The organism is Saccharothrix sp. HUAS TT1 (assembly GCF_040744945.1).
Taxonomy (GTDB): domain Bacteria; phylum Actinomycetota; class Actinomycetes; order Mycobacteriales; family Pseudonocardiaceae; genus Actinosynnema.
Map to the genome: position 1 here is coordinate 7,641,862 of NZ_CP160453.1, position 18,104 is coordinate 7,659,965.

At 73.6% G+C, this 18,104-nt stretch carries 14 protein-coding genes; 6 read left to right on the forward strand and 8 right to left on the reverse strand.

Features of this window, described 5'->3' with window-relative positions; translation table 11 throughout:
• The first annotated feature begins 29 nt into the window (after positions 1–29).
• Entirely contained in the window at positions 30–2,849 is a 2,820-nt protein-coding gene (locus AB0F89_RS33475) for an AAA family ATPase (protein ID WP_367129857.1), read from the forward strand.
• Positions 2,850–2,904: 55 nt separating this feature from the next.
• Here AB0F89_RS33475 and AB0F89_RS33480 read toward each other — a convergent pair whose 3' ends face one another.
• Both AB0F89_RS33480 and AB0F89_RS33485 read right to left on the reverse strand, forming a co-directional pair.
• Positions 2,905–3,438, reverse strand: coding sequence for a LuxR C-terminal-related transcriptional regulator (locus AB0F89_RS33480; protein ID WP_236594835.1), 534 nt, complete (start codon positions 3,436–3,438; stop codon positions 2,905–2,907).
• 113 nt (positions 3,439–3,551) lie between these two features.
• Positions 3,552–4,019 (reverse strand): GNAT family N-acetyltransferase, encoded by a 468-nt coding sequence (locus tag AB0F89_RS33485; protein WP_367129859.1) that lies wholly within the window; start codon positions 4,017–4,019, stop codon positions 3,552–3,554.
• A 76-nt stretch (positions 4,020–4,095) separates the two neighbouring features.
• Here AB0F89_RS33485 and AB0F89_RS33490 point away from each other — a divergent pair, with 76 nt between their 5' ends.
• Positions 4,096–4,881: an enoyl-CoA hydratase/isomerase family protein gene (locus AB0F89_RS33490; RefSeq protein ID WP_367129861.1), complete on the forward strand. Its 786-nt coding sequence runs from the start codon at positions 4,096–4,098 to the stop codon at positions 4,879–4,881.
• 4 nt (positions 4,882–4,885) lie between these two features.
• Here AB0F89_RS33490 and AB0F89_RS33495 read toward each other — a convergent pair whose 3' ends face one another.
• The 3 genes from AB0F89_RS33495 to AB0F89_RS33505 form a co-directional block, all read right to left on the reverse strand.
• On the reverse strand, positions 4,886–6,421 hold the full coding sequence (locus AB0F89_RS33495) for a serine/threonine-protein kinase (RefSeq protein ID WP_367129863.1): 1,536 nt from the start codon (positions 6,419–6,421) through the stop codon (positions 4,886–4,888).
• A 108-nt stretch (positions 6,422–6,529) separates the two neighbouring features.
• A complete protein-coding gene (locus AB0F89_RS33500; RefSeq protein ID WP_367129865.1) occupies positions 6,530–8,587 on the reverse strand; it encodes a glycosyltransferase in 2,058 nt (685 codons plus the stop codon).
• 2 nt (positions 8,588–8,589) lie between these two features.
• Entirely contained in the window at positions 8,590–9,399 is an 810-nt protein-coding gene (locus AB0F89_RS33505; protein ID WP_367129867.1) for a WecB/TagA/CpsF family glycosyltransferase, read from the reverse strand.
• A gap of 86 nt (positions 9,400–9,485) precedes the next feature.
• Between AB0F89_RS33505 and AB0F89_RS33510 the strand changes: the two genes are divergently transcribed.
• Positions 9,486–10,718, forward strand: a complete 1,233-nt coding sequence (locus AB0F89_RS33510) for an MFS transporter (protein WP_367129869.1) — start codon at positions 9,486–9,488, stop codon at positions 10,716–10,718.
• A gap of 55 nt (positions 10,719–10,773) precedes the next feature.
• Here the strand turns inward: AB0F89_RS33510 and AB0F89_RS33515 are convergent, their stop codons facing one another.
• The 3 genes from AB0F89_RS33515 to AB0F89_RS33525 form a co-directional block, all read right to left on the reverse strand.
• Positions 10,774–12,096: a cytochrome D1 domain-containing protein gene (locus AB0F89_RS33515; RefSeq protein ID WP_367129871.1), complete on the reverse strand. Its 1,323-nt coding sequence runs from the start codon at positions 12,094–12,096 to the stop codon at positions 10,774–10,776.
• Between the two features lie 74 nt (positions 12,097–12,170).
• Positions 12,171–13,421 (reverse strand): hypothetical protein, encoded by a 1,251-nt coding sequence (locus AB0F89_RS33520; protein ID WP_367129873.1) that lies wholly within the window; start codon positions 13,419–13,421, stop codon positions 12,171–12,173.
• A gap of 14 nt (positions 13,422–13,435) precedes the next feature.
• Positions 13,436–14,284: a glycosyltransferase gene (locus AB0F89_RS33525; RefSeq protein WP_367129875.1), complete on the reverse strand. Its 849-nt coding sequence runs from the start codon at positions 14,282–14,284 to the stop codon at positions 13,436–13,438.
• A 93-nt stretch (positions 14,285–14,377) separates the two neighbouring features.
• Here AB0F89_RS33525 and AB0F89_RS33530 point away from each other — a divergent pair, with 93 nt between their 5' ends.
• From AB0F89_RS33530 to AB0F89_RS33540, 3 genes are read left to right on the forward strand one after another with little or no spacing between them, the layout of a single operon-like run.
• Entirely contained in the window at positions 14,378–15,427 is a 1,050-nt protein-coding gene (locus AB0F89_RS33530; RefSeq protein ID WP_367129877.1) for a glycosyltransferase, read from the forward strand.
• On the forward strand, positions 15,412–16,887 hold the full coding sequence (locus AB0F89_RS33535) for a lipopolysaccharide biosynthesis protein (protein ID WP_367129879.1): 1,476 nt from the start codon (positions 15,412–15,414) through the stop codon (positions 16,885–16,887). Before AB0F89_RS33530 ends, AB0F89_RS33535 begins: the two co-directional genes overlap by 16 nt.
• Positions 16,884–18,101: a glycosyltransferase family 1 protein gene (locus AB0F89_RS33540; RefSeq protein ID WP_367129880.1), complete on the forward strand. Its 1,218-nt coding sequence runs from the start codon at positions 16,884–16,886 to the stop codon at positions 18,099–18,101. Before AB0F89_RS33535 ends, AB0F89_RS33540 begins: the two co-directional genes overlap by 4 nt.
• The last annotated feature ends 3 nt before the right edge of the window (positions 18,102–18,104 follow it).

The following is an 18,104-nucleotide window of genomic DNA, read 5'->3' on the forward strand; positions in this document are numbered from 1 at the left end:
GTCGATCTCCCGGACTGCCTGGAGTGCGCATGACGCCACCGCGAACCAGTTCCCCCGTCCTGGTGGGCCGGGGCGAGGAGCTGGCCGCGTTGCTGGCCGCCGTGGCGGCCCAGCCGTCGGTGGTGCTGGTGGCGGGTGAGTCCGGGGTCGGCAAGAGCCGGTTGGTGCGCGAACTGCTCGGCAGGCCCGAGCTGGGACCGCTGCGCGTGCTCACCGGGTTCTGCCAGCCGCTGCGCGAGCCGTTCCCGTACGGCGCGGTGCTGGACGCGTTGCGCAACGTCGGCGCTTACCTGGATCGGGTGTCACTGACCCCCGTGACCGGGGTGTTGCGGCCGTTGCTGCCCGAGATCGCCGACCGCCTGCCCGACCCGCCCGAACGCCCGGACGACCCGCGGCACGAGCGGCACCACCTGTTCCGCGCGGTGCGCGAGCTGCTGTCCGTGCTCGGGCCGGTCCTGCTGGTGGTGGAGGACCTGCACTGGGCCGACGACGGCTGCCGGCACCTGCTGCGCTTCCTGATGGCCGACCCGCCGCCGAACCTGACCACGCTGGTCACCTACCGCCGCGAGGACGCGCCCGGCGGCATGCCGCTGGGCAGCGCCTACCGCCCGCCCGCCGGGGTGGCGTCGGCGCTGGTCGAACTGGGTCCGCTGGACGTCGGCCAGGTGCACGACCTCACCGCCGCGATCCTGGACGTGGACGCGGTGCCCGCCGAGTTCGCCGCCCGGCTGCACGAGCGGACGGCGGGCATCCCGTTCGTGGTCGAGGAGGTGCTGCGGGCGCTGCGGCACCCGGACTGGCGGCTGCTGGACGAGGTCGAGGCGCCGGCCCTGCTGCGGGACGCGATGGCCGAGCGCCTGACCCGGTTGCCGGCCACCGGGCGGCGCATCGCCCAGGCCGCGGCCGTGCTCGGCGTGCCGGCCACCGAGCAGCTGCTGGCCGAGGTCGGCGCGGTCGCGCCCGAGCGGGCGAGGGCCGCGCTCACCCACGCGCTGCACAGCGGCGTGCTGCACGAGACCCCCGACGTGCGCTACGGCTTCCGCCACGCGCTGGCCCAGCAGGCCGTCTACGACACGCTCACCGGCCCCGAGCGGCAACGGCTGCACCTGCGCGCGCTCGACGTCCTCGACCACGCCGCGCCGCGGCCGTTCATGCAGCTGGCCGAGCACAGCCGGCGCGCCGGGCGGCTCGCCGACTGGCTGCGGCACGGCGAGGCCGCCGCCGACCGGGCGCTGGAGGTCGGCGACCCGTCCACCGCCACGCACCTCTACCAGCGACTGCTGGACGAGGCGTCCCTCACGCCCGCCGACGTGGACCGGCTCGCGGTGAAGCTGGGCCGGGTCGCCCGCGGCGGGCTCGACCAGCACGACCCGCGGGCCACGCTGGAACGCCTGCTCAACGACCACCGGCTGTCCACGGCCGCGCGCGGCGAGGTGCGGTTGAACCTCGGCTTCCTGCTGATCCGCCAGTTCGACGGGCCGCAGCACGGCCGGGGCGCCATCGAGCACGCCATCGCCGAGCTGGCCGAGCGCCCGGACCTGGCGATGCGCGCGCGGGCCGTGCTGGCGCAGCCGTTCGTCGGGGCCACGCCGCTGGCCGAGCACCTGCGCTGGATGCGCGAGGTGGAGGGGTTCATCGCGTCGTGCGAGGACGAGGAGGTGCGGTTCGCGCTGCTGGCCAACCAGCTGGGCACCCGGATGTGCGTCGGCGACCACACCGTGATGGCCGAGCTGGACCGGTTGCCCGACACCGCCACCGACCTGGAGGTCCGGCGGCACCTGGCGCGGGCGCACTGCAACCTGGCCGACGCGTTCGCCCTGGTCGGCCACTTCGACCTGGCCCGCGACTTCCTCGACCGGGGGCTGCGGCTCACCGTCGGCGCGGGCGTGCCGTTCACCGAGGGCACCGGCCAGTCCACCCGCATCCACCTGGACTGGCACACCGGCGACTGGGCCTCGTTGGCCGACCGCGGCACGCGGCTGCTGGAGGAGTACCGCGAGATGCTGCCGGTCGCGGCCGAGATCAGCCTGGTGCTGGGCTGCCTGGCGGTGGCGCGGGGCGACTGGGACGCGGCCGAGCGGCACCTGGCGGAGAGCGGCGTGCGGTCGGTGGAGAACTCGATCACGCCGGTGGCGCTGGCCGGGTTCGCCGCGCTGACCAGGCTGTGGTTCGAGCGCGGCGACCCGGCGCGGGCGTGCGCCGAGGCCGATCGCGGGCTGGCGCTGGCCCGGCGCAAGGGGGTGTGGGCGTGGCTGGGCGAGCTGGCGCCCGCCGCGGTGGACGCGTTCTGCGCGGCCGGGCGGGTCGAGGACGCGGCAGAGCTGGTGGAGGAGTTCGACGCGGGGCTGGTGGACCGGGACGCGCCGCTGGCGCACGTGGGGCTGCGGGTGTGCCGGGCGCTGATCGCGCTGCACGCCCACCGGGACGACGCCGCGCCCCTGCTGCGGGAGGCCCGGCGGGCGGCCGACGACCTCGGGTTGCGGTACTGCTCGGCGACGTTGTCCGAGCGGATCGCGCTGGTGGCGCTGGACGGCGGTGACGAGGGCGCGGCGGTGGCGCTGGGCGAGGTCGCGGCGCGGTTCGACGCGCTGGGCGCGAGCCGGGACGCGGCGCGGTGCCGGCACCTGGTGCGCGGCGCGGGGGTGGTGACGCCGTCGCGGCGCGGGCGGCGCGGGTACGGCAACGCGTTGTCGCCGCGCGAGCAGGACGTGGCGCGGCTGCTGGCCGGGGGCCGGACGAACCGGGAGATCGCCGACGTGCTGTTCCTGTCGCCGCGCACGGTCGAGCAGCACGTGGCGCGGGTGCTGCGCAAGCTCGGCGTGGCGTCGCGGGCCGACCTGCGGGCGTGAAGGCGCCGAGGGGACCGGGGTCCCCTCGGCGCCACGTCACGACCGGTACGCGCGCTTACAGGTACGAGCGCTGGCCCCACGGCATCGCCGCGGCGAGCTGCGCCCGCCTGCCGATGTCGAGCTTGCGGTAGATGCGGGTGATGTGGAGCTCGACGGCCCGGGTCGACACCGAGAAGTGCTCGGCGATCTGCCGGTTCGTCATCCCCTCCAACATCATCAGCGCGATCCGGTGCTCGTGCGGCGTCAACGGCTCGCGCGAGCGCGCCTCGGCGCTCTGCCCGTCGCGCGGCCGGACGATGCCCGGCACGCGCTCACCTTCCGGCACACCCAGCAGCACGTGCCACTGGCGTATGCGCACCTCCGCGATCGACTGCGATCGCACGTACGGGTCACCGCGCACCAGGTCCCGGGCCGCGGCGTCATCGGGCACCTGAACGATGAGCAGCACACCGGAACCGTCGGCCCAGGGGCCGGTCCCGACGAGCACGCCCTGCTCGGCCAGCGGACGCCAATATTCCCGGTGCGCGAGATGAATGGATCTCCGCACCTGGCGCGCATCACGAAATGTCAACTCAACGGCGAAAGCCACTGGACTGATCCCCATTTCATTCCGCGGCCGACTTTCGCCACATACTCAACTGTGACGTTTATTCAGTGTCAAGTGAGACACATCACAACAGTGATATGGGAACCCGATGGCTCCTATAGCCGCTTTTCCAACCAGTGCTCCGCATAGCGGTCGTCGCTGAACGCGGGCACCTCACGGTAGCCGTGCCTGGCGTACAGCGCCCGCGCTTCGACCAGGTCAGTACGGGTGTCGAGGCGAATGGCCGCAACACCAAGTGAGACAGCGGCCTCCTCCACCGCCGCGAGCAGCGCCGCTCCCCCACCGGTGCCGCGGGCCGCCGGCGCGACGAACACCCTCTTCAGTTCGGCCGTTCGGGGCGCGACCAGCCGGAAGCCGACGCACCCTCGCACCTCACCGCCCCACCGGCCGACGAAGAACCGGGCCAGGTCGTCGGTCGGGTCCTCGGCGATCGCCAGGTCGATCTCCGCCCGGGTGGCCGGCCGGCCGTAGTAGCGGCCGATGATGTCGGCCAAGTAGGTGCGGACGATGGCTGCCGCGACCGGGCTGTCAAGGCGTTCGGGCTGAACGGACCAGGAACTCATTGGCGGATTCTCACCCGCACTGGGCCATTCGGACACGCCGTTTTCGCCATTCCGGACGCGTGTAAAGTCCCGGCCCGTGGCTGAGCAACAGGTGCGCCTCGAGCGGGACGCGGTCGGGTTGGCCGTGCTCACCGTCGACGCTCCCCCGTTGAACCTCTTCACCGCCGAGCTGCAGGACCTGCTGGAGGCGGCGGTCGAGGACCTGGAGGACAGACCGGCGCGGGCCCTGCTGGTCCGCTTCGAGGGCAAGGTGGTCAGCGGCGGGGTCGACGTGGGGCTGTTCGCCGCGCAGAAGACGCCCGCGCAGGCCAAGGCGCTGTTCGACCAGATGCTGGAGCTGCCCGAGCGGCTGGCCGCGCTGCCGTTCCCGACCGTGTTCGCCGCCCACGGGCTGTGCCTGACCTGGGCGTTCGAGGTGGCGGTCGCGTGCGACATCGTGCTGGCGGCGCGGCGGGCGACGTTCGGCCTGGTGGAGAAGGTCGTCGGGCTGACCCCGACCATGGGCGGCACGCAGCGGCTGGCCGCGCGGGCGGGCGTGGGCCGGGCCAAGGAGCTCGTGATGACCGGCGAGCGCTACGACGCGGCCACCCTGGAGCGGTGGGGCGTGGTGAACCGGGTGCTGCCGGACGAGGGCTTCGACGACGCGGCGCTGGAGTTCACGCTCGCGCTGGCGGCCGGGCCGACGGTGGCGCACGCGGCGACCAAGCGGGTGCTGGCGCACTACGAGAGCGGCGGCGTGGCCGAGGCGAACGCGCACATCACCACGATCGCCGCCGGGCTGTTCGAGACCGAGGACCTGCGCGGCGCGGTGAAGTCGTTCCTGACCGACGGGCCGGGCCGGGCGACGTTCAGCGGTCGCTGACCGCTCAGCGCGGGTCGTAGGCGGCGGAGCCGTACCAGGCGAGGGCGGAGCGCAGCTCGACCACGTCGCGGTCGCGGCGCTTGCGGTAGCGCTCGTGCGAGATCGGGTAGACGCGCAGGCCGCCCTTGTGCTGGGTGAAGCTGCCGCGGCCCAGGGTCTTCGGCGGCTTGGCCGCGCCGACGAGCCACACCACGAGCCACGGGCGGGCGTGGTGCGCCTCGACCTTGACCCGGGCGATCGCGTACCACGGCAGGCGGCTCGACTCGGCGCCGTTGGACAGCGTGATGCCGTCCGGGCCGACGTCGAGGGTGAGCACCGGGCGGGCGACCCCGATGAGCAGCCGGACCGCGGCCACCGCGAACGCCAGGAACGCGATGAACGCGGCCAGCCGGACCGCGCCGGGCGCGCCCAGCTGCTGATCGGCCAGCGGGCCGGTGACCAGGGCGGCGAGCACGTTCGCGCCGGCCCAGCCCAGGCCGACGGCGCGGGAGTTGCGGAACCGGACGCCGGTCGGGCGGATGTCCTTGCGCTGGGGGTCGGCCCGGACGGCCACCGGCGCGGGCGTGGGTGTGGGAGTGGGCGCAGGTGCGGGTGCGGGTGCGATGCGCGTCGGCGACTTCTTGGGCGGCGGGTCGTCCACCATGACCCTGGTCGGCGGCTTGGCGGGCAGCTTGCTCAGCTCGGTGTGCCGCTGCTCGACCATCGTGCGCACGCCCGCGGGCAGCCAGGACGGCTCGGCGGACGGCGGGCCGATCAGCTCCAGCAGCCGGCCGGGCGTCGGCCGGTTCGCCGGTTCCCGGACCAGGAGCGGCACGATCAGCGGCACCAGGCCCGGCGGGACCCGGGACAGGTCCGGCTCCTGGTGGACCACGCGGTAGACCAGCGCGGACGTCGCGCCCTCGCCGAACGGACCACCGCCGGTGGCGGCGTAGACCAGCACCGAGCCGAGCGCGAACACGTCGCTCTGGGTGGTGATCCGCTGACCGACGACCTGCTCCGGCGAGAGGTAGCCGGGGGTGCCGAACACGATGCCCGCCTCGGTCAGCGCCGAGTGCTCCAGCGCGCGGGCGATGCCGAAGTCGATGACCCGCGGGCCGTCGGCGGCCAGCAGCACGTTGGACGGCTTGAGGTCGCGGTGCACGAGGCCCGCGCCGTGGATCGCGACCAGCGCCTCGGACAGCCCGCCCGCGAGGCGGCGCACGGCGCGCTCGGGCAGCGGCCCGTGGTCCTGCACGGCCTGCTGGAGGCTCGGTCCGGGGATGTACTCGGTGGCCATCCACGGCCGCTCGGCGTCCGGGTCGGCGTCGACCACGGTGGCGGTCCAGAAGCCGCCGACCGCGCGGGCCATCTCCACCTCGCGGCGGAAGCGCTCGCGGAACTCCGGGTTGTCGGCCAGCTCCGGCCGCGCCACCTTGACCGCGATCGGCCGGCCGCCGCGGGAGCGGGCCAGGTAGACCGAGCCCATCGCGCCGCGACCGAGGGCGGCGAGCAGCGTGTAGTCGCCGATCCGCGACGGGGCGTTCGGGGGCAGTGGCTGCACGACACCCACACTAGTTGGGCCGGCCACCCCGCTCGGGTCGGACGGCGGGGTTCGCGGCGCAGACCACAGCGACGCAACCTCGGCGGCGGTCGCGGATTCGAGGGCTCCTCAGGACCGGCGCGCGGTGGTCAGGGCCAGCAGCGTCCGGGTTCGGGCCTGCCACGAGTGGGGTTCCACAGAGGCGCGGAGGGCGCCGGCGGGCAGCAGGGGGCCGTCGGCGAGGGTGGCGCGGACGGCGTCGACGAAGGCGGCGTGGCTGGTCGCCGCGCGGACCCGGTCGGTGTAGCCGGCCAGCTCGGCGAAGTCGGTGCTGACCACCGGGAGGCCCAGCGCCAGGTACTCCTTCAGCTTGATCGGGTTGGACCGCTTGATCCAGTCGTTGTCCTGCCAGGGCATGATCGCCACGTCGAACGCCGAGCCGTAGGCCGGGATCAGGTCGTAGGGGCGGAAGCCCAGCCAGTGCACGTTGGGGTGCTTGTCGAAGCGCTCCATCGGGTGGGTGGCGTCGCCGATCAGCACCAGGGACGCCTCGGGCAGCTCGACGGCGACGCGTTCGAGCAGGTCGAAGTCGACCACGAAGTCGTCCAGCGCGCCGAAGAAGCCGATCCGGGGGCCGGGGATCGAGCGGACGTCGTCCGGCCACCGGTGCTCCGGCCGCGCGGTGAAGTGGTCGACGTCCACGCCGTGGTCGAGGAAGTGGGCCCGCGCGCCGGTGCGCGGCAGCTCCTCGTCCATCAGGGCGTGGCTGACGTAGACGACGTGGTCGGCGTTGGCCAGCAGCCGGTTCTCCAACGCCTCGATGGACGCGCGGTCGGCCTCGGGGAAGTCCGAGTGCCGGTCCGAGCGGTTGAACACCAGGCTCCGCCGGCGCATCGGCGCGACCACGTCCCACGCGGTCGGGATCGTCACCATGATCACCGGGGTGCGCAGCCCGAGGAACAGCGCCACCAGCCGGACCTGGGCGCGGACCAGCACGGCGTTGACCCGGCGCAGCAGCGGCGAGCCGTAGAACGGCAGCGGCAGCGGCGACATCACGTAGAAGTCGGGCATCGGCCGGCGGACGAACTTCGCCACGCTGCGCAGCTTGCGCAGGATGCGCCGGGCGACGTGCGTGCTGTTGCCGCGGGTGGGCATCCGCATGCCGATGCTGTTGACCACGAGCACCCGGCGGTGCGCGGCCATCGACCGCATCAGCTGGAAGTCCGAGTGCGCCCGGTTGTGGTACCACCAGTCCTGGGCGGAGAAGCACACCCAGCCCGGCTCGTCGTCCCGGTCCGCGCCGGGGCGGGCGGGCCAGCGCCGCCAGCGCAGCAGGTCGCCGACGGCCCGGCGGTGCTTGGCCCCGCGCGGCGCGCGCAGCAGCTCGTTCAGCAGCACCGCCCACCACATGGCGAACGCGGCCGCCCGGCCGCCGCGCTCGCGGACCATCCGCACCCGGTTCGTGGTGGCCATCGACCACAGCACCGCCGACGTCGACTGCTCGCCGCCGATGTGCACGGCCCGCGCCCGCGGCTCGTAGCGGACGGCGTGGCCGCGCCGACCCACGCGCAGCATGTACTCGGTCTCCTCGGAGTACAGGAAGTACCGCTCCTCCAGCACGCCGGCCGCTTCGCGCGCCTCGCGGGAGATCAGCCACGCCGCGCCGGTCGCCCAGTCCGCCGTGCCCGCCGTCTCGTAGCGCAGCGGGTCGACCACCAGTTCGCCGAGCGCGGCGAACCGGCCCGCGCGGTTGCCGCCGAGCAGCGCTTCGCCCAGTGCCCGCAACGGGTTCGGCGCGCGCCGCAGCGACGGCTGCGGCGCGCCGTCGGCGCCGGTCAGCCGGGGCACCGCGACACCGGCGCCGGGCAGCGCCAGCGCGGCGCGCAGCAGCGAGACAGCGTCGGGGTCGAGCCGGACGTCCGGGTTGAGCACCAGCACGTCGCAGTCCGGGGCGGCGGCGAACCCGGCGTTGACGCCCGCCGCGAAGCCGTCGTTGGTCGGGCGGGCCACGATCCGGGCGTCCGGGGCCACCCTGGCGACGATCGCCAGCGTGTCGTCGGTGGAGGCGTTGTCCACCACCACGACCCGGCTGTCCGGGATGGACCGCAGCGCGACGGCGACGGACTTGAGGCAGTCCTCGACCACGTCGGCGCTGTGGTAGGTCACGATGACGACGGCAAGCGGCACTTCTACTCCCCGGTCTGGTTGCCGACGCCGTCGGCGGTCGGGCGGCGGAACCGGGTGCGCAGCGCGCCCCCGAGCAGTCGGAACGCGAACGGCAGGTCGTCGCGCAGGTAGCGCTTGGCCAGTCGGCGCGGTTCGAGCGCGAGGCGGTGCAGCCACTCGGCGCCCAGCTTCTGCACCACGCCGGAGGCGCGCTTGAACTCGCCCGCGGCCATCGGGATGCCGGCGCCGCAGCCGAGGAACCAGGTCTGCGGCAGTTCCGCGCGCAGCAGCCGGATCAGCCGCTCCTGCTTGGGGAAGCCGAGGCCGACCAGGACCAGGTCCGGCTTGGCCTCCACCACCCTGGCCACGGTCTCGGCGGTCGCGTCGGCGGAGGCGTCGAACCCGAACGGCGGCGAGTCCGTGCCCGCGACCCGCAGGCCGGGGTAGGTGTCGGACAGCACCCCGGCGGCCTTCTCCGGCACGCCCGGGTCGCCGCCGAGCAGGTAGACCGAGCGGTCCTCGCGCGCCGCCGCGGCGGCGAGGGTGAACACCAGCGACGAGCCGGTGACCCGTTCGGGGACCGGGACGCCCGCGAGCCGACCCGCCCAGACGACCGGCATCCCGTCGGCGACGACCAGTTCGGACTCGGCGATCAGCGCGGCGAGGCCGGGGTCGCGGGTCGCGGCGCGGACGATGTCCACGTTGGCCGTGACGATCGCACCGCCCTCGCCCCGGCGCCACGCCCGGGTGACGTGGTCGGCGACGCCGGACTCGCGGACGGCTTGCACGTCGACAGCGCCCACGCGGACGCGGGCCAACGGGATCTCGGGCATACCCGCGTCATCGAGTTCGGAGTGGTCCCCGTTACGAGGTAACCCGTAAGTGGTAACGGTTACCCCGTGTGACCGATATCGGGGGCATGTACGTAGCGTCCGTCCGGCCCGGCGAGCGGGTCCGGGGCAAGGTCCCCGGCACGGTGGTCGCGCTGGGCGCGGTGAGCCTGCTGACCGACGTGTCGGCCGAGATGGTCACCGCGTTCATGCCGGTCTACCTGCTGTTCACGCTCAACATGGGCTACGCGCAGTTCGGCGTGCTGGACGGGCTGTACACCGGGGCGACGGCGGTGCTGCGACTGGTCGGCGGGCACGTCTCGGACCGGACGCGCCGGCACAAGGCGGTGGCCGCGGTCGGTTACGGGCTGTCGGCGGTGACCAAGCTCATCTTCCCGGTGGTCGGCGCGTCGGCGTTCGGCATCGGCGCGGCCATGGCGGCCGACCGCGCGGGAAAGGGCCTGCGCACCGCGCCGCGCGACGCGCTGATCTCGCTGGCCACGCCGCCGGACCGGCTGGGCGCGGCGTTCGGGGTGCACCGCGGCATGGACACGGTGGGCGCGCTGCTCGGGCCGCTGGTGACGTTCCTGCTGCTGTACAACATCGGCACGGTCGCCGGTCCGGTGTTCGTGGTCAGCGCGTGCTTCGCGGCGGTGGGGCTGATCGTGCTGGTGGCGTTCGTGCGGGAGAACCGCGGGCCGGCGCCTGCCGGGCCGCGCCCGTCGGTGAAGGCGGGGTTGGCGCTGCTGCGGGAGGCCGGCTACCGGCGGTTGGCCGTGGGCGCGGCGGTGCTGGGGCTGGCGACGCTGTCGGACGCGTTCGTGTTCATCCTGGTGCAGAAGGCGACCGACGCGCCGCTGCACCTGCTGCCGCTGCTGCCGCTGGGCACGGCGCTGGTGTTCCTGGTGGGCGCCGCGCCGGTGGGTCGGCTGGCCGACCGGGTCGGCCGGTGGCCGGTGTTCCTGGGCGGGCACGTGGTGCTGCTCGGGGTGTACGTGCTGCTGCTCGCGCCCGGGACGGGGTACGTCGGCGTCGGGGCCGCGCTGCTGCTGCACGGCTTGTTCTACGCCGCGACGGACGGCGTGCTGTCCGCGCGGGTGAGCGCCCTCGTGCCGGAGTCGCTGCGGGCGTCCGGGCTGGCGGTGGTGCAGACGGGGCAGGCGTTGGCGCGGCTGGTGTCGTCGGTGGCGTTCGGCCTGCTGCTCCAGTTCGCCGCCTTCGGCACGGCGGTGACCGCGGCGATCGGGTCGCTGGTGGTCGCGGTCGCGGTGGCCTGGTGGCTCAACGGCCGCGGCGCCCCCGGCGAGCTCCCCCCGCGTTGACGACCGAGCCGGACGGCCCGTGCGGTGTGGCCGCGCACGGGCCGTCCGGCGGTGGTCAGAGCAGGCCGAGGCTGCTCCGGCCGTGCGCCACCGAACGGCCGTGCGCCGTGTCGCCCGCGTAGCTCGCCGTGTAGCCCTGGAGCAGGGTGGCCAGGCCCACCAGCAGCGGCACGTTCGCGTCGCACTGCGCCTTGCCGAGCGAGTTCGTGGTGGCGGTGCACAGGGGGTGGCCCTTGATCGTGCGGAACTCGACCGCCTTGCCCACCACCGGCTTGCCCGTGTGCCGCTCCGTGAGCGTGGCGTCCAGGCTCCGCGCGGCGAACCCGAGCAGGCGCAGCTGCAGCTGGGCGTGGCCCGCGACCAGCTCGGTCGACGCCGGCGGCACGGCGTGGATGGCGATGCCGACCGGGTCGACGCCCACCGGCACGGTGTCGACCACCGCCAGCGACGCCGTGTCCACGACGGACACCGTGCCGCTGGTGAAGTTCGTCACGTACGCCTTCGCGCCGTCCGGGGTGAGCGCGACGCTGATCGGCCGGTTGCCGACCGGGATCCGCGCGACCGGCGCCAGCGCGGGGATGTCCACCACGGACAGGCTGTGGCCCTCGCTGTTGGTGACGTAGGCGCGCTCGCCGTCCGGCGAGATCGCCACGCCGTGCGGGATGAAGCTCACCGGCACGGCGCCGATCACGGCGTTGGTCGCGGTGTCGACCACGGCCACGTTGTTGGAGAACTTGTTGACCACCACGAGCTTCGCGCCGTCCGGCGTCACCGCCACGGCGGTCGGCGTGCTGCCGGTCGGGATGTTCGCGACCTCGGTGTTCGTCGCGGTGTCCACCACCGAGACGGTGCCCGCGCCGACCACGTCGTGCGCCACGTACACCCGCGCGCCGTCCGGGCTGATCGCGATGCCGTCCGCGTTCGCGCCGACCGGGATGGTCTCGGTCGTGGTCAACGTCGCCGCGTCCACCACCGACACCGTGCCCGCCGCGTAGTTCGACACGTACACGTGCCCGCCGGACGGCGAGACCACGACACCGGCGGGCCCGTCGCCGACCGGCACCGCCGCGTCCACGGTGTTGGTCGGCGTGTCGATGACCGTCAGCGTGTCGTCGCGGACGTTCGTCACGTACCCGCGCGTGCCGTCGAACGCGACGCCGACGCCGTAGGGCGAGTCGCCGGTCGAGTCGATGAGCGTGGTGGTGACCGCGTTCGTGGCGGTGTCCAGCACGGACACCCCGCCGCCGTTGTTGGCGACGTACCCGAGCACGCGCAGGGGCTCGGCGACCGCCGTCCCCGACGGCACGAGCACCAGCGCCGCCCCTAACGCGACCGCGCCGCACAACGCCGGCGCCTTCCGGATGTGGCTCAGCAGCACGATCGGCCTCCGTGGGTTCGACTACCGCACTGGCCCATCGCGCCGCGCGGGCCGGCCGTTAGCCCGCGGGCCGCTCAGAAGCGGTAGACGTGCACCCCGTAGGGCCCGAAGTCGTCCACGATCTTCCCGTCCACGATCGGCACGGTCCGGTCCTCGTCCACCACGACCGCCGTGCCCGAGGCCACCGGCACGGTGATCTCGACCTTCGCGGCCAGGCTGCGCGGGTGCTGCTTGGTGCCGTCGGTCTGCGCCAGCACCCAGCGGGCGTCCGGCATGGCCTTGTGCAGCACCGCGACCGGGATGCCGTTGTCGCTGCGCGCCGTCACGCCCGGCGCGTTCGGCGCGTTCAGCACCGTCGCCAGCGACTTCAGCCTGGCGTTGACGGCGACGACCCTGGCGGTGATCTCCGGCCTGGTCAGCACGCTGGAGTACTCGCCGCGCCCCTCGGTGTAGAAGCTGTGCGCGAAGTAGTTGATGCCGGTCGCGCCGTGCAGGACGGTGTTCCAGACGGCCGACTCCAGCTGGTCGGCGTCGATGATCTCGCCGTGCGTGTGCGGGTGCCCGGTCTCCACGAACCCGTACAGCGGCTTGTCCGGGCCGCACCACTTGCGCATGGTGTCGATGACCTGCCCGTAGCTGTACGCGCCGACCGTGTCACCCCGGTCCGGGTGCGTCCAGCCGTAGTAGTCGGCCGACGCGATGTCCGCCGCCGAGCAGTACGTCCGCATGTCCTCTTCGTAGGACTTCTCGACGTAGCCGTAACCGATCTCGCCGGTCGGCGTGCCCATCCACGGGCTGAAGTTCAGGTACGTCGGCCGCGTCGGGTCCTTGGCGCGCACCGCGTCGGACGCCTTGAGGATCGCCGAGGGCTGCATGTCCGGGTTGAACACGTCGCCGTAGACCTTGTTCATGTCCGGCTCGTCGGCGATCAGGTAGCCGACGTAGTTGCGGGCGTGCTGGACGTCCTCCAACACCGTGTCAACGCGAGTGCCGTCCACGTAGACCCGCCAGTCGGTCTCGTGCAGGCCCTCCTGGCGGAGGTACCACCACTCGTCCTCCCAGAGCCCGATCCCGAAGTCGATGCCGATCTTCGGGTAGGCCAGGCCCAGCTTCTCGCCGTTCTCCACCCCGGACGGGTCCTGCATCCAGACGTTGATCGGGAACACGGCCGGGTCGCCGGTGGGGTTGGGGCCGTTCGCCCACTTCTTGTAGTAGTCGACCGACGGCACGACGACGGCCGCGGGCGCCGACCCCGACTGCGGCACCGCCCCGGCCGTGCAGGCCGTCAGGGCGAGGACCGCCAGCAACGCACCGGCACGCGCCATGGTCGCGCTCCTGTTCACCTGGGCGTCCGGACGCGCCCGCGCGCGGCCAGCACCTGCTTCGCCTTCTCGAAGCCACCCGGCCCGAGCAGCCGCAGCGCCGTCGTCTTGGCCAAGTATCTGGCCCCGTCCCGGGCCGACCGCAAGGGATGTCCCACGAACCGGTCACGGGCGAGCACCCCGCCGGCGGGCTGGGGCACGTCGTCCAGCGCCGCGCCGAACAGCGGCCGGTAGGGCGCGGGCGCGACCAGCCTGCCGCGCGTGCGGTTGCTCACGTTCCCGCCGTGCACGACCTGCAACCAGGCGGGCGGGCCGCCCAGCGACACCACCTCGGCGTGCCGGTGCAGCCGGTTGTGCCAGTCGGCCCAGCACGTCACCGGCGCGTCCCAGCTCTCCCGCATCGAGGCGAACGCGTTGTCCCGGTCGTGGTGGAAGAACAGCCCCGTCGGGCTCTTGACCAGGCCGTTCGCCAGGTAGAGGGCGGTCCGGCGGCCGGTCGGGCGGTCGGCCTGCAGCCGCGCGACGAAGTCCGCCGCCAGGCCGTCGTCGTTGTCGAGGTTGGTGGTGATCAGCGCCTCGCCCCGGACCGGGAAGAGGGCGCCGATGTCCTCGACCAGCTCCTCGCGGCTGACCTGGGTGCGGAAGACCGGCGTGTAGGCGTCGCCGTGCGCCTCGATGCGGTCCTTGAGCCACTGCGGGCTCTCCGGGTCGAAGTAGATGAGCCACCGGAAGTTCGCCGAGGTCTGCGCCGCCACCGAGGGCAGGCAGTACCGCTCGAACAGCGCGACGCGTTCGGTCAACCACCCCTCCCGCGCCCGCACGACGCTCTCCGCGCCGACGGACGGCAGGTTGAATCGCGTCAGCACGACGTGGTCCATGGAACCCCTTCCCGTATGTCCCGTACATCGGGATCCGGGCCGCGCCGTTAACGATCGGCCGCCGGACACGATGAGTAGTTCGTGACAGAGCCCCCGCCGCTACCGACGGTCGACGTCGTCATCCCCTGCTACAACTACGCACGGTTCCTGCGCGCGTGCGTCAAGAGCGTGCTCGACCAACCCGGCGTGGACGTGCGGGTGCTGATCATCGACGACACGTCGAGCGACGAGACGCCCGAGGTGGTCGCCGAGCTGACCCGGGACCCGAGGGTCGAGGGCCGCAGGCACGAGGTCAACCAGGGGCACATCGCCACCTACAACGAGGGCCTGCTGGAGTGGGCCAAGGCCGACTACACCGTGCTGCTGTCCGCCGACGACCTGCTGGCGCCGGGCTCGCTGGCCCGTGCCGCCGAGGTCTTCGAGGCGAACCCGGACGTCGGCATGGTCTACGGACGTGTCGTTTATTACACCGACCACGACGACCTGCCGTCGGTGGTCGCACCGCCGGCCGGGCACACCGTGTGGTCCGGTGTGGACTGGATCGAGGCGCGCTGCCGGACCGGGCAGAACGTGCTGTCCTCGCCCGAGGCCGTGGTGCGCACGTCCGTGCAGCAGCGGGTGGGCGGCTACCGGCCGGACCTGCCGCACGCGGGCGACCTGGAGATGTGGATGCGGATCGCCGCGGTGTCCGACATCGGCTACGTGCGCGGCAAGCCCGCCGCGTACTACCGGGTGCACCAGCAGAGCATGATGCGGACCCGGTTCTCGTCGCTGTTCGCCGACCTGGAGCAGCGGCAGGCGGTGTTCGACCGGTTCTTCGCCGAGCACCCCGACCTGCCGCCGCGGCTGCGGGCGCTGGCCAACCGGTCGATCGCCAAGGACGCGCTGTGGCGGGCGGTGCGCGCCTACGACCGCGACCAGCTGGCCGAGATCCCGGTGGACGAGCTGGTGGCCTTCGCCCGGGAGGTGTTCCCCGCCACCGAGCGGCTGCCCGAGTACCGGGCGCTGCGGCGGCGGCGGGCGCTGGGCGCGCGGCTGTGCAGCCGGACGCAGGTGTTCGTCGGCAGCCACCTGGCCAAGCGCGGCGCCGGCCTGGTCGGCAAGCAGGTCTGGAAGTGGCGGGGCCAGTGACCGCCGACGTGGAGCCCGGCTCCGGGGCGCGGCCGGGGCTGGAGCGCAAGGTCACCTCGGCGATCCGCTGGAGCGCGGTCAACAGCCTGGTGCAGCGGCTGAGCCAGGTGGGCGTGGGCGTGCTGCTCGCCCGGCTCATCGCGCCCGAGCAGTTCGGCGTGTTCGCGGTCGCGCTGGTGGTGCTCAACATCGTCCTGAGCGTCAGCGAGATGGGCGTCAGCGTCGCCCTGGTGCGCACCGACCGGCCGGTCGCCGAGCTGGCGCCGACCGTGACGACGCTGTCGATCGCGTCCGGCGTCCTGCTGACCGTCGTCTGCGTGGTCGGCGCGCCGTGGTTCGCCGAGGCGATGGACACGCCGCAGGCGACCGGCGTGATCCAGCTGATGTCGTTGTCCCTGGTCGTCGCGGGCGCGTCGGCGGTGCCTGGCGCGTTGTTGCAGCGCGAGTTCCGGCAGGACCACAAGTTCGTCGCGGACACGTCGGCGTTCGTCGTCGGCACGGCCGTCGTGGTGGTGCTCGCGCTGCTCGGCTTCGGCGCGTGGAGCCTGGCGTGGTCGCGGATCGCCACCAACGTGGTCGCCGCTGTGGTGATGTTCGCCTACACCGAGCAGCGCTACCGGCCCGGCTTCGACCCGGCGCAGGCACGGGGGCTGCTGGCGTTCGGGCTGCCGCTGGCGGGCGCGAGCCTGCTGGTGTTCGGGGTGCTCAACGTCGACTACATCATCGTCGGCAGCGTGCTGGGCACCGTGCCGCTCGGCTTCTACCTGCTCGCGTTCAACCTGGCGAACTGGCCGGTCGGCGCGTTCTCGCAGCCGGTGCGCAGCGTGTCGCTGGCGGCGTTCTCGCAGGTCAGGGACGATCCGGAGCTGTTCTCGCGGACGTTCGCGCGGGCACTGCGGCTGCTCGCGCTGGTGACCGTGCCCGCGTGCGTGCTGCTGGCGGCGCTGGCCGACCCGCTGGTGCGCACGGTCTACGGCGAGCGGTGGGCGCCCGCCGCGCAGGCGTTGGCCCTGCTGGTGCTGCTGGGCGCGCTGCGGGTGGCCCTGGAGCTGGGCTACGACTACCTGGCCAGCGCCGGTCGGTCGCGGGCGATCCTGGTCATCCACCTGGTGTGGTTGGTCGCGCTGGTCCCGCTGCTGGCGCTGGGCGCGCACCTGGACGGCATCCGGGGTGTCGCGCTGGCGCAGAGCGTGGTCGTGCTCGTGGTGATCGTGCCCGCGTACCTGATCGCGTTCCGGCCCTACGGGCTGCGCGCGCGGGCGCTGGGCGCCGCGGTCGCGCGACCGGTGCTCGGCGGGCTCGTGATGGTCCTGGTGGCGTCGGCCGTGCAGTGGCTGGTCGACGGCGCCCTGCTGCGGTTGCTGGTGGGCGGTGCGCTGGCGTCGCTGGCGTACGCGGCCGTGGTGTTCCCCCTGCGCCACGAGGTGCTGGGGCTGCTGCGTCGAAGGGGTAGCGCGTGAAGGTCGTCCAGCAGGTGCGGCGGCGGACGCACCAGGTTTCGCGCATCGTGCGCGAGGAGGGCGTGAGCCGGCTCGCGGCCCGTGCGCTCGGCCGGGCCGCGCGGCGGTTCGGCGCGGACGCCGAGGTGTTCCCGGTGCGGCTGGCGGACGTGCGCGCGGCGGACATCGGCGTCCGGCGACCGGTCGTCGTGCCGCCCGTGCCCGCCGACGGGCGGCTCACCGTGAACTGGGTCAGCACGCCGCCCGCGCCCGGCTCCGGCGGGCACACCACGATGTTCCGGCTGATCGAGCACCTGCAGTCGGTCGGCCACACCTGCCGGCTGTACCTGTACGACGTGTACGGCAGCCGCGCGGCCGACCACGAGCAGGCGATCCGCGCGGCGTACCCCGGCTTCCGCGGCACGGTGCACGACGTCACCGAGGGCATGGCCGACGCGCACGCCGTGTTCGCCACCGCGTGGATGACGGCCTACCCGGCGTTCAACGACCCGTGCGCCGGCAGGCGGTTCTACCTCGTGCAGGACTACGAGCCGTGGTTCTTCCCGGTCGGCGGGCTGTCCGCGCTGGCCGAGAACACCTACCGGATGGGGTTCCACGGCTTCACCGCCGGCCGGTTCCTGGCCGACAAGCTGCGGACCGACACGGGCATGCCGGCCGACTCCTTCGACTTCGGCTGCGACACCGACCGCTACCACCTGCGCGAGGGCGCGCGGCGCGACGGCGTCGTGTTCTACGCGCGCCGGCTGGCGCCCCGGCGGGCGATCGAGGTCGGGCTGCTGGCGCTGGAGGTGTTCGCCGAGAAGCACCCCGACGTCGTGATCCACACGTACGGCGAGAAGATCGGCAGGATCGGTCCCCGGCACGTCGACCACGGACTGGTGACCCCCGACCGGCTGAACGAGATCTACAACCGGTGCTTCGCGGGCCTGACGCTGTCGATGACGAACGTCTCGCTCGTGCCGCACGAGATGCTGGCCGCGGGCTGCGTGCCGGTCGTCAACGACGCCGAGCACAACCGGGTCGTGCTGGACAACGACCACGTCCGGTACGCCCCGGCGACGCCGCACGACCTGGCCCGCGCGCTGTCCGACGTGGTGACGCTGCCGGACTTCGGCGCGGTCGCCCGGGCCGGGTCGGCCAGCGTGTCGGGCCGGTCGTGGGACGCGGCCGGGCACGAGCTGGAGAAGGTGCTCAGGCGGGAGCTGTCGGTCTGAACG

Excerpts from the sequence above, each read along its gene's own strand:
- AB0F89_RS33475 (WP_367129857.1), top strand. The coding sequence starts at position 30 with ATGACGCCACCGCGAACCAGTTCCCCCGTCCTGGTGGGCCGGGGCGAG.
- AB0F89_RS33485 (WP_367129859.1), bottom strand. The coding sequence starts at position 4,019 with ATGAGTTCCTGGTCCGTTCAGCCCGAACGCCTTGACAGCCCGGTCGCG.
- AB0F89_RS33505 (WP_367129867.1), bottom strand. The coding sequence starts at position 9,399 with ATGCCCGAGATCCCGTTGGCCCGCGTCCGCGTGGGCGCTGTCGACGTG.
- AB0F89_RS33510 (WP_367129869.1), top strand. The coding sequence starts at position 9,486 with ATGTACGTAGCGTCCGTCCGGCCCGGCGAGCGGGTCCGGGGCAAGGTC.
- AB0F89_RS33520 (WP_367129873.1), bottom strand. The coding sequence starts at position 13,421 with ATGGCGCGTGCCGGTGCGTTGCTGGCGGTCCTCGCCCTGACGGCCTGC.